The following is a 10,794-nucleotide window of genomic DNA, read 5'->3' on the forward strand; positions in this document are numbered from 1 at the left end:
ACGCCGTCGGGCGGGTCATTCAGGCTGCTAGACCGAAGAGCTGATTAATGAGACGGACTTCGCCTGTCGCCTGACGTTTTCGCTGGACGCAGTGACCGCGGCGGATCATGCGCATGACTTCGAAACCTCCGATGGTGGCGGAGGCTGTCTTCATCGTCTGGAAGCCACGCGTCGGCCGGATCATCCGCTTGAGCGCGCCATGATCCGCCTCGAGGATGTTGTTGAGGTATTTCGAGGTGCGATGTTCGACATCCTGCGGCAGCAGCCCTTCGTCCTGCAGGCGTCGGATGGCCTTCGGATAGGATGCCAGTTTGTCGGTCGTGATCGAGGACGGCGGATAATCGCTCATCGCCTTAAGGGCTTTGCGCAGGAAGCGATAAGCGGCTCCAGTATCACGCCGGCCGGACAGCATGGAGGCAATCAGACGACCGTGCTTGTCGACCGCTCGGAACAAGTACCGCCAGTGCCCACCCACTCGGACATAGGTCTCGTCCACTCGCCACGAACCTGAGCGAGGCCCGTGGTTTGGTCGCATCCGCTTCTCAATCTCCGGGGCATAGCGTTGGACCCAACGAAAGATCGTGCTTGGATTAACGCTGACACCGCGCTCGGACATCATCTCAGCCAGATCGCGATAGCTGATGCCGTACTTGCAGTACCACCGCACGCACAGCAGGATGATCTCGACTGGGAAACGGCGGCGCTTGAACAAAGACAACAGGGCGGCTCCTCGATTGGCCGCTCTGGATTATACTGCCGAGGTTACCGCAACAGTGCCGTCCACAGCGTGAGCGGGGAGGGCGAGATCGACATTGAGAGCACCTTCCGCGGGCACCGATCAAGCTCGGTGATCATTCGCCAAGATCGCTCCGCATCGCTCCTCGAAAGAAGACAAGCGGCGAACGTGAGGCGTCGACGCGCGAGGCAACAGCAAGGCCAATCACAATCGACGTGTCGCCACGTGGGATAACATCATCGACCACACAGTCGAAGGCCCCGAGGGCATTTTTGAACACTGGGGCGCCGGTCACCAAGGTGTCCCACTGGCCGTCGAGGAAGCGATCGGCCCCTGAAAGGCCCGCTTTACCGCTGAATGCGTCTGCGACAGCATCTGCTCCCGCCGGCAGGTAGTTCACCGCGAAGTGGCGACGCGAGAGGATCGCGCCGAGCGCTGTCGTCGTCTTGTCAATGGATATGAGGACCGTTGGCGGGTTGGCGGTCACGTGTGCGGCCGAGAGCCCCAGCAGCCCGGCCGGGCCGTCATCCCCATGAGCGGTCACAATGGTTATGCCTGTCGCCCTCTGAGCGAGTGTCTGCCAGAACGTCTTGACGTCGATTGGGAGCAGCGAGGTCGAGTTGGTGGTTATCGTCATAATCGTCACGGAATTCCAAAAGGTTGCAACAGGGCAGCTGAGACACGTCCATTTCGCTTGGCATCATTACTCCGTGCGATAGCCCACGAGTTGATGGCGATCGCACTTTGGACTGTTTTGCGGCGCTCGACAGAAGGCCGCTCGAATCCTGTCTCGCTCAGGTTTCATGCAGAATGTCTCGCCCTGGTCGACGGCCGCGACAGGGGCGGTTGCGCGATGGCACGCTGCCTGACCTGCAGGCGGCTCAGCCAACGGAGCCCTGCCGGCCAGGCACCGTGGCCGCTGGCAACGTTGATGTGCCCGGCCTCTCCGGCATCGACAAAGGCTGCTTCCCATAAATTGGCGACGATACGGGCCCGATCCTGCGCCATGTGGGGATCCGTCCGGCTGGCCACCAGGATGGCAGGAAAGCCGAGCGGCTCAATCGGTAACGGGCCGAACGAGCCGATCCCAGGCACGCGAGAGCGCCGCACGTCTGGATCGGCTGGGGCCACCAGCAGCGCACCGCCGACGTCCAGATCCGGATGGCGCAGCGCGAGATGGGCAATCAAGGTCGCTCCGAGACTGTGGCCGACCAGAATGGCGCCCGGCCGACTTTTCACGTGATGTGCCAGGACTGCGAGCCAGATGTCGAGTTCCGGCGCATCCCAGTGCTCCTGCTGCACCCGTTCGACGTGGTCCAACGTAGCTTCCCAGCGACTCTGCCAATGTTCCGGCCCGGAGTTGTTGAAGCCGGGAACCATAAGAATTGTCATAGCCGATCTTCCTTTGTCGCCGAGAAGTATCAGGCTCATGGCAAAAGCGGTCAATAAAACGCTCTGTCAAATTCAGGACGCATGATGGAACAGCTATCATGATTATGGTTCAGCCAGAGAATTTTCTTCTGAAAGCTATCGCTCATCTCAGTTTGACGACCGAACGGGTTCGCGTCTCGCCTCGATACCAACGCACCACAGGGGGTTACTGACCGCTGAGGCCGTGTCGCCACGAAGGGCTTGATGCCGAGGGGTGCGAGCGCAACAGCGCTCATGGCAAGAGTCGCGGTTGGCCTGCTCACAACCCAATTCGCTGAAGATGCCGGAGCCCCAAGCGTCGGGAAATCTATCTGGTAGAGCTGCGCCAAATCGTATTATGCGGGTTCGGCTTCCTGGGTCTAATCACGTGAGGGGGTGCGTTTGGCGAGATCGGCAATCGTGGTGTTATCCACGACTGAGGCGATGGCATCGCGCACATCGCTCATGATCAAACGGACCGGACATTGCTCGATCTTGCCGCAATCGTCACAGGCGCGGAATGCGGATCGGCTGGCGCATGCGATTGGCGCGAGCGGACCCTCAAGTGCGCGAACGACGGCTCCAACCTTGATGGTTCGGGCCGGCTTGGCCAAGGCATAGCCCCCGCCCGGACCCTTCTTGCTTCTCAGCATGCCGGCATTGCGCAGATCCAGCAGGATGGCATCCAGAAATTTCTTCGGGATTTTGTTCGTTTGGGCGATCTCTGCGACCGGAGCCGTCTCTCCGTCATCGAGCCGCGCGAGATGAATCATCGCTTTGAGCCCGTATTTGCCCTTGTTGGTTAGCAACCTGTCACTCAGCCATCGTCCACATGATCTCGATTTTATCGGATAACATTCGTTCAACAAGAATTTTGAATTCTCTGCTTTGAACGTGATAAATCCTTCATCACTGTGGTCGAACCGGCAGCAGCGGACATGGCCCGCGATTAGCCGCCTCACTCCTCATGCACGCCCATTCCGCCTCACGTCATTGCTGACGAAAGCGCCCGCTGAAGGCGGACGCACGTGTGCATTACGATCCAAGAGGGTATCAGGGCTTGACGCCGCGTCGCGCGACGCTCTCGATCTGAAAGCGCCTGATGCCAAGGTCATCGAGCTCGCGATCAGAGAGCTTGGACAGCTCGTTGACGGTTGCGCGATACGTCAGGTAAGCGTGGATCTTCGCAAGAATGTGGGACACAAACATTTAGAGTTCCTCTCAATCGCTCGCGTGAGATCTGCCATCTGCAATGGCTTGTGTGCAGCGCAACATACATACGTGTGCGATGCGAAAATCAGCAGTGCTGCTAAAAATAAGGCAGCCATGCCCATGACGCATGTTTTCGTCATCAGCCGTTCATCAGATGCGTTATGGGGGTTCAGAGCTGCGGTACGGAGAATGATATTCTCCGCCGGGTCTCGTCCCGGTTGCCGCGTCTGTGCTATGCCAAAGCCGCATCATCTTGACGCGGCGGGCGCGAACTGCGTGCTTTACCTGATCTCAGATTCCACGAAGTCATCATTCCCTCCGACTCGGTCAGTCACCGCATGGCACGTCTCGTGTGGCAAGTCGGACCGGCTCGGCCAACCGCAGGTGTCGGAAAAACGGGCAGGCTGCGCCTCTTGACGATTGGTGCCGCAGGCTCTTGAAGTGGCGTGATGGACAAGTCAGGCCCCAGGATCACCATCACCTATTGCACGCAGTGCCAGTGGCTTCTGCGCTCAGCCTGGCTTGCCCAGGAGCTTCTGTCGACCTTTGGAACCGATCTCGGCGAAGTCGCCCTCGTGCCGGGCACCGGCGGAATGTTTCAGATCGCCTATGAGGGTGAGATCATTTGGGATCGCAAGATCGACGGTGGCTTTCCCGAGGCCAAGATCCTGAAGCAGCGCGTCCGCGACCGGTTGGATCCTGGACGAAGCCTCGGTCACGGTGACCGGTAGCACTCGCCAGCGGCATCGGATGATCTATCCGATCCAGTGGTCTCAGGCCACGTCCAGCCCAAGATCGAGGATGGGCGCGCTGTGCGTGATCCAGCCGGTGGAGATCAGATCCACGCCCGCCGCTGCGATGGCAGGCGCCGTGGCCACCGTGACCCGCCCGGAGGCTTCCGTGACGGCGCGCCTGTCCACCCGCCGCACTGCCTCTGCGAGGGTGTCCGGGGTCATGTTGTCAAGCAGGATCGCGTCGGCACCGATCTCCAGCACCTCATCCAGCTGATCGAGGGTATCGACCTCGATCTCAACCTTGACGAGGTGGCCGACAGCGGCACGGGCACGCTCCAGTGCCAGTCTGACGCCTCCGGCAATGGCGATGTGGTTATCCTTGATCAGAATGGCATCATCGAGCCCGAAGCGATGGTTGGCGCCTCCGCCGGCACGGACGGCATGCTTCTCGAGCGCGCGCAGTCCTGGTGTGGTCTTGCGCGTGCAGACAATCCGGGCATGGCCATGGGGACGGACGGCTTCGACGAGAGCCGCCGTCGCCGCTGCGATGCCCGACAGCCTACAGAGCAGATTAAGCGCCACACGTTCCGCTGAGAGAATGCTCCGGGCCGGACCGTCCAGCCGGAGCACAGCCACTCCGCGGTCCACACGGCTGCCGTCAGGTCGATCGATCGCGACCACCACCGCAGGGTCGATCATGGTGAAGGCGAGATGCGCCGCCTCCACGCCCGCGACGACCCCTGGCTCCCGGGCTACGATGGTGCCGCGCAATCTGGCGTCGGTTGGAATGACGGCATCGGTCGTGATGTCCCCGGCCCGGCCCAGATCCTCGAGCAGCGCCGCGCGTACAATGGGCTCCAGCAGCAGGCGAGGGAGCGGGGACAAGACATCCTGCGGGGTGACAATCGGCTTCATGCAACTCTCCTGGCAGGTGCGGCTGTCTCATCGATCTCAGCCGCGAGGCGCAGCGCCTGATCGAGGGTGATCTCGGTATGCTGTACCGGCCCGAGTTCAGGGTAGTCGAGCCGCTGATGAGCACCCCGACTCTCATTCCGGCGACAAGCCGACACGGCGATCATCAGGCTGACCATGGCCGCCGCAGGCTCATCGGCCGCTCTCCCATTGCGCATGAGCGCACGCAAGCGCCCGATGGCGTCATGCAATCCGGCAATATCGCGCTGCACGCCAACCTGCCGATCCATAACTGATCGGATCCGCTGCAGGTTCGGAGCATGCCAAGCTAAGAAGGGCAGATGCCGCACACCAAGAGGCGGTGCGACGAACCGTTCCGTTAGCCTCTGACCTGCCGTCCCTTTAATGTCCTCTGCAACCCAGGCGGCATAGGCCAGCGCCTCGAGGAGCGAATTGCTCGCCAGGCGGTTTGCCCCATGCAGGCCGGTCGACGCGACCTCGCCGCAGGCCCAGAGCCCCTCGACCGAGCTGCGTCCCCGATCATCCACTTTGATCCCACCCATGTGATAATGAGCGGCAGGGCGCACCGGAATAGGATCACGCACCGGATCGAGGCCGGCATCCCGGCACAGCGCCGTCACGCCCGGGAATCTCTTGGTGATCCGCTCCCCTAACACAGACCGGGTGTCGAGGAAGACGCGCTCACCCGCACAGATCTGGGCAAAGATCGCACGGGCGACGACATCGCGCGGCGCCAGCTCGGCTCCGGGAATGTCCTCCATGAAAGCCTCGCCGCGGCTATTGGTCAGCACCGCTCCTTCCCCGCGCAGGGCCTCGGTTGCCAGCGGCATCGGATCGAGACCAGCCGCTATCGCCGTAGGATGGAACTGAACGAACTCAAGATCGCGCAGAACCGCCCCTGCGCGGGCGGCCAGCGCCAGCCCGTCGCCCTGGGCACCAAGAGGATTGGTGGTGTGCGCATAGAGCCCACCGATCCCGCCTGTCGCCAGCACCACAGCCCGGCCGGGGATCAGGACGGTCTCGTGGCTGCCGTCCGATCCCCAGGGGGCACAGTCCACGCCGGCCACGGCACCATTGGCGTCGAGCGTTAGATCGATGACGTGATGGTTCTCCAGAACCTGGATGGAGGGCGTCGTCCCGACGGCATGGATGAGCGCCGCCAGAACAGATCGGCCGGTTCCATCCCCGTCCGCGTGAACGATCCGCCGGCGCGAATGCGCGGCCTCCAGGCCCAGGATCAGGGCATCCCCTGACGCAGTTCGATCAAAAGCGGCGCCTTGAGCAACTAACCACTCGATACACGAGGGCGCGGCGGCTGCGACACGCACTGCAACGTCAGGCTCGCTGAGGCCAGCTCCCGCCTGCAGGGTATCGGCCGCATGCAGGGCAGGGGCGTCATCGGCTCCGAGAGAGGCCGCAATGCCACCCTGCGCCAGCGGCGTAGAGGCTTGCTCTCCGAGTGACGCGCCAACAAGCAAGGTCACGGGCAGCGGCGCCAGGTGCAGGGCTGTCGCCAGCCCCGCGATGCCGCCACCCACGACCACGACACGGTCGCGCGGATGGGTTGATGTCATGACGAGCCCTCAGCGAACGGCGAGCATGCGCTCGACGGCCAGGCGTGCCCGCTCGGCCACGGCCGGATCGATCGTGACCTCGTGTCGGCGCTGCTCGAGAGCCTGCCGGATCTTAGGGAGAGTGATGCGCTTCATGTGCGGGCACAGGTTGCAGGGCCGCACAAACTCAACCTCGGGATAAAAAGCCGCCACATTGTCGCTCATCGAGCACTCGGTCACGAGAGCGACGCGGGCCGGACGCTTCTCGCCGACAAAGTCGGCCATGCCGGCGGTCGATCCAGCAAAGTCCGCCTCCGCCACCACCTCCGGCGGCGCTTCAGGGTGGGCCAGCACCACCACATCCGGATAGCTCTGGCGCACTTCACGGATGTCGTCGGCGGTGAAGCGCTCGTGCACCTCGCAATGGCCGGCCCAGGTGATGATCTCGATGCCAGGCACCTGAGCGGCCGTGTTCTGGGCCAGGAATTCGTCCGGGAGCATGATCACGCGGTCGACACCAAGCGACTCGATGACTTTCTTCGCATTGCCCGAGGTGCAACAGATGTCCGATTCCGCCTTCACGGCAGCCGAGGTGTTCACATAGGTGACCACAGGCACACCCGGATGGCGCGCCCGGAGCTGACGCACATCCTCGGCCGTGATCGACTCGGCCAGCGAACAGCCAGCCTCGGCATCCGGGATGAGCACCGTCTTGCCAGGATTAAGGAGTTTGGCCGTCTCGGCCATGAAGTGCACCCCGGCGAGAACGATCACGTCGGCATCCGTGTTCACCGCCTCACGCGCCAGAGCCAGGCTATCGCCGACGATGTCGGCCACCGTGTGGAAGATCTCAGGCGTCTGATAGTTGTGGGCCAGGATGACCGCGTTGTGCTCGCGCTTGAGTGCGAGAATCGCCGCAATGTCACTTGCGAAGACCGGCCATTCCATGGCCGGAACGTGATGCCGGACGCGGGCGTAAAGATCAGGCAGGGGAAGGGACACTGTTGAAGCAGCAGCAGACACGGCAGGCTCCTATACTCACCAAGAGCATTATCTCGGCACGGTAATGCTCGATTTGAGCATTGTGAGAGCACAATAAAGCCGGCTGCATAGCCAGCATACGACTTATGCTATCCGCGAGTATAAGGATGCGTCAACCCGAATTTGTGCAATGATACATCATCGTAAGCGGGAGAGTCGCACACCGGGCGCCGGGCGCTCGACCAACACCTCGCGCCGGAAGCGCACCAAGCGGGCGGGGCGACCACCGGTCTCGGTGGCGACTTCTCCGGTCTCTTCCACCAGGCCCTGCATCTCCACCAGACGACGAAAATTCTGCTTGTGCAGGCGCACACCGGACAACGCCTCCACAGTCTTTTGCAGTTCCAGCAGCGTGAACGAGGCTGGCATCAATTCAAAGATGACGGGCCGGTACTTGATCTTGCCCCGCAGGCGGCCGATGGCTGTCGCCAGAATGCGCCGGTGATCGAGGGCCATCGGCTGACCAAGGGCCGGCCACCCCTTTGGCGAGACGGGCGGCGGCTGTATGTCGCGGAGAGCCTCCGGTACGAGACCGGCCTCGTAGAGCAGCTCGTAGCGTTCCAGCACTCGCTCATCGGTCCAATCCCCCGACTCGAACCCGAAGGTGAGCTCGATGCGTTCCTCCCGCAATGAGTGGAGGGATTTGCCGCCGGCCTTGGCCCAAGCCTTCAAGGCAGGTTTGATGACTGTGAGCGCCTTAGGTTGGCCGTCACGCCAGTCCTCCCACGGCAGATAGGAGTACCAGTTCCGCCAGGCCGCATGAGCCATTCCGGCGGGACGGGCCTCCCGTACGAGAGCCAGGTAAGCAATCGACAGGGTATGCCCGGCTCGCAGGTCATGGGCTTCAGCCCTGTCCCGGTCACCGAATGTGTAGAGCTGTTCAACATAGCCCAGCGTGAGTTGAGTCTGCTCCGCCACCCAGGTTCTCAGCCCCACCTCCAGGGTCCGGTGCTGCGACTGCAACGGCCCGGACGGCAGGGAGTCGAGGCGCTGCGGCTCGAAGTGGACCGTGAGCACCCGCGGCTCTTCTGGTGTGGCCGCCATGATGACGGCACTGAGATCGACTGACAGTTCAGCAAACTGTACCGGAGATTTCAGTTGCCGGGGGGAGGGTGGGGACGCCATGGATACTCTACGAGATGCGGAGCGCCGGGTTCGGCTAACAGTCACATTACCATATCAGCTGCAGTTCGCGTGACAAACGCGTGCTTCAGGTCAAGGCCATCCGGGGTGCTCTGCAGCCGGTTTTGGCAAATGGTCAGCACTGTTGCCGGTTCCTTCGGACCTTTCCCGGGTTGATGCGTCTCATGCGAACTCTCCTTGCTGCGAGGCTCCATGACCGAGCAGACTTTCCAGTACACTTATGGAGAATCGCCTATTTTATTATTTGAAATGCGTATTAAACGCCCGGTTACTGTGACTTTCCTGGCACAGTCTGAACTAAAACATCGGAAACCAAATCGCGCAATCGATTACATTAGCAAAATTGGATTTCTCATTTGCTCCGGTTCTTGTAATTGGCTTGCGCGGTCTTTGCCCTGCTGGATCGTGTCTCTGGAGATTGTCGCTCCTCCAACAAACTTGCGCTGCTGACAACGGCTGCCCTGTTTGAATCGCCTGGGATGCGATGATGGCTAGAGCAGAAAACCCGAGCCCAAATCGCTGGTGGCTGCAGACCGGCACCAGAGGTAGCCCGGCGTTGCCGCATCAGGGTTTGGCGAGATTTCCGACGGGCCGCGCGATGTCTGATACTTCCTGTCCTGTAGAAACTGAAGTCCTGGAGCACCGTGGCTATCAGGTTAGATTGAGCCAGACCGGTGTCGACTGGATCGCCTTCGTAGCCTTGCCGAAACAGCGCCCGACTTTGTTTATGGCGCCCGGTCGCGAGGCTGTGATCGCAATAGCCCATGAGTGGATTGACAAAGAACTCCGGCCAGCGAGGGGGGCCGCATGAGCTACAGCCTCATCCAGCTCGCGCCTGGAGCTTATGACCTTCTCCTCGAGGACGAAATTATCGGCAGCGTCGTGCGCAGCGGATCGCGCGGCGATACGGTCTGGACAGCCGAGCTGATTGAGGAACGGCCTGAGGGCGAGCGGCCTGCTCCTTTCATCGGAATCGAGCATTCCTTTCCGACCCTTCAAGAGGTGTGCGGGTGGCTGGGATATCCGGAGATCAAGAGTAACTTCGGGCGCAGTGCCGTGGCTCGACGCTCGTGAGCTTCCCGTGACGGGCGTCCATTTCCCAGACCACGGGCTGACAGGACAGAGCCCAGGTCTGTTATCTCTCAGACAGCTCGAGCTGGCAGAGTCCTTGATCGTTTCAGACCATTATGAAGTCGAGTCGAACGAGGAGAACCCGTGTTCAACGTCGATATTGTCGACCGACCGAGAGCCGCTTCAGACCGAGAGGGAGACCTTCCTCTCAAGAAGATAGAGGCCCTCCTGCTTGAGGCCCGCGAGACGGGAGCATACCGGTTCCTGGTGGCCGCACTGGCAAGCCTGGGTTCAGCTTCAGGAGCGCAAGTGTGTCAAGCGCGGATGATTGGTGCGGATGGCTCCAGGCCGATCGAAGAGGCGCCAGGCCGCGATGTCAGGGCGCAGTAGAACCCATCATCGGCTCAATAGGGAGAAGAAACAGCATGGCGCGTGTTGCATTGGTTACCGGTGGCACTCGCGGCATCGGTGCCGCGATTTCAAAAGGCTTGAAGGACGCGGGCTACAAGGTTGCCGCGAATTACGGCGGCAATGACGAAGCCGCCAATCGGTTCAAGACGGAGACCGGCATTCCGGTCTTCAAATTCGACGTTTCCGATGCAGCATCCTGCGAGAGCGGCATCAGGTCCGTCGAAGCCGAACTCGGCCCGGTCGACATCCTGGTCAACAACGCGGGCATCACCCGCGACGGCATGTTCCACAAGATGACCTACGATCAGTGGTCTGCCGTCATCCGCACCAATCTCGATTCCATGTTCACCTGCACGCGCCCCGTGATCGAGGGCATGCGCGAGCGCGGTTTCGGACGCATCATCATCATCTCGTCCATCAACGGCCAGAAGGGCCAGATGGGGCAGGCGAACTATTCCGCTGCGAAGGCAGGCGTGATCGGCTTCGCCAAGGCGCTGGCGCAGGAGAACGCCAACAAGGGCGTCACCGTCAACGTGATCGCGCCGGGCTA

12 protein-coding genes are annotated in these 10,794 nt (G+C 61.6%); 3 read left to right on the forward strand and 9 right to left on the reverse strand.

Annotated features, from left to right (window positions below; translation table 11 throughout):
• Positions 1–19 precede the first annotated feature (19 nt).
• From DDF70_RS33580 to DDF70_RS33600, 5 genes are all read right to left on the reverse strand, one after another.
• The gene (locus DDF70_RS33580) at positions 20–718 is read right to left on the reverse strand and encodes an IS6 family transposase (protein WP_114948182.1); all 699 of its coding nucleotides are present in this window, start codon (positions 716–718) and stop codon (positions 20–22) included.
• Between the two features lie 133 nt (positions 719–851).
• Positions 852–1,373, reverse strand: coding sequence for a flavin reductase family protein (locus tag DDF70_RS33585; RefSeq protein WP_114948916.1), 522 nt, complete (start codon positions 1,371–1,373; stop codon positions 852–854).
• Between the two features lie 164 nt (positions 1,374–1,537).
• Complete coding sequence (locus DDF70_RS33590) at positions 1,538–2,182, reverse strand: RBBP9/YdeN family alpha/beta hydrolase (protein WP_245435755.1); 645 nt, start codon at positions 2,180–2,182, stop codon at positions 1,538–1,540.
• Positions 2,183–2,526: 344 nt separating this feature from the next.
• Complete coding sequence (locus DDF70_RS33595) at positions 2,527–2,955, reverse strand: RrF2 family transcriptional regulator (RefSeq protein WP_114948918.1); 429 nt, start codon at positions 2,953–2,955, stop codon at positions 2,527–2,529.
• A gap of 244 nt (positions 2,956–3,199) precedes the next feature.
• Positions 3,200–3,355 carry a DUF1127 domain-containing protein gene (locus DDF70_RS33600; RefSeq protein WP_114948919.1) on the reverse strand — a complete coding sequence of 52 codons (156 nt, stop codon included), beginning with the start codon at positions 3,353–3,355 and terminating at the stop codon, positions 3,200–3,202.
• 452 nt (positions 3,356–3,807) lie between these two features.
• On the opposite strand from DDF70_RS33600, the gene DDF70_RS33605 reads away from it, so the two are divergent.
• The gene (locus tag DDF70_RS33605; RefSeq protein ID WP_114948920.1) at positions 3,808–4,089 is read left to right on the forward strand and encodes an Rdx family protein; all 282 of its coding nucleotides are present in this window, start codon (positions 3,808–3,810) and stop codon (positions 4,087–4,089) included.
• 42 nt (positions 4,090–4,131) lie between these two features.
• Here the strand turns inward: DDF70_RS33605 and nadC are convergent, their stop codons facing one another.
• The 4 genes from nadC to DDF70_RS33625 form a co-directional block, all read right to left on the reverse strand.
• Positions 4,132–5,007: a carboxylating nicotinate-nucleotide diphosphorylase gene (gene nadC / locus DDF70_RS33610; RefSeq protein WP_114948921.1), complete on the reverse strand. Its 876-nt coding sequence runs from the start codon at positions 5,005–5,007 to the stop codon at positions 4,132–4,134.
• Positions 5,004–6,599: an L-aspartate oxidase gene (locus DDF70_RS33615; protein ID WP_114948922.1), complete on the reverse strand. Its 1,596-nt coding sequence runs from the start codon at positions 6,597–6,599 to the stop codon at positions 5,004–5,006. The genes nadC and DDF70_RS33615 overlap by 4 nt, the downstream gene beginning before the upstream one ends.
• A 9-nt stretch (positions 6,600–6,608) precedes the next feature.
• On the reverse strand, positions 6,609–7,601 hold the full coding sequence (gene nadA, locus DDF70_RS33620; RefSeq protein WP_114948923.1) for a quinolinate synthase NadA: 993 nt from the start codon (positions 7,599–7,601) through the stop codon (positions 6,609–6,611).
• Positions 7,602–7,757: 156 nt separating this feature from the next.
• Entirely contained in the window at positions 7,758–8,744 is a 987-nt protein-coding gene (locus tag DDF70_RS33625) for an NUDIX hydrolase (RefSeq protein ID WP_114948924.1), read from the reverse strand.
• An 825-nt stretch (positions 8,745–9,569) separates the two neighbouring features.
• Between DDF70_RS33625 and DDF70_RS33635 the strand changes: the two genes are divergently transcribed.
• Positions 9,570–9,836 carry a hypothetical protein gene (locus DDF70_RS33635; protein ID WP_114948926.1) on the forward strand — a complete coding sequence of 89 codons (267 nt, stop codon included), beginning with the start codon at positions 9,570–9,572 and terminating at the stop codon, positions 9,834–9,836.
• 422 nt (positions 9,837–10,258) lie between these two features.
• On the forward strand, positions 10,259–10,794 hold a 536-nt coding region (locus DDF70_RS33645), incomplete at its 3' end, for an SDR family NAD(P)-dependent oxidoreductase (protein WP_114948894.1).

The sequence above is a fragment of the Microvirga calopogonii genome, from assembly GCF_003347665.1.
In the GTDB taxonomy this organism is placed as follows: domain Bacteria; phylum Pseudomonadota; class Alphaproteobacteria; order Rhizobiales; family Beijerinckiaceae; genus Microvirga; species Microvirga calopogonii.

What these genes read in the sequence shown, in the direction of transcription:
- DDF70_RS33635 (WP_114948926.1), top strand. Translation starts at nt 9,570, where the DNA reads ATGAGCTACAGCCTCATCCAGCTCGCGCCTGGAGCTTATGACCTTCTC.
- DDF70_RS33605 (WP_114948920.1), top strand. Translation starts at nt 3,808, where the DNA reads ATGGACAAGTCAGGCCCCAGGATCACCATCACCTATTGCACGCAGTGC.
- DDF70_RS33615 (WP_114948922.1), bottom strand. Translation starts at nt 6,599, where the DNA reads ATGACATCAACCCATCCGCGCGACCGTGTCGTGGTCGTGGGTGGCGGC.
- DDF70_RS33625 (WP_114948924.1), bottom strand. Translation starts at nt 8,744, where the DNA reads ATGGCGTCCCCACCCTCCCCCCGGCAACTGAAATCTCCGGTACAGTTT.
- DDF70_RS33585 (WP_114948916.1), bottom strand. Translation starts at nt 1,373, where the DNA reads ATGACGATAACCACCAACTCGACCTCGCTGCTCCCAATCGACGTCAAG.
- DDF70_RS33600 (WP_114948919.1), bottom strand. Translation starts at nt 3,355, where the DNA reads ATGTTTGTGTCCCACATTCTTGCGAAGATCCACGCTTACCTGACGTAT.
- nadC (WP_114948921.1), bottom strand. Translation starts at nt 5,007, where the DNA reads ATGAAGCCGATTGTCACCCCGCAGGATGTCTTGTCCCCGCTCCCTCGC.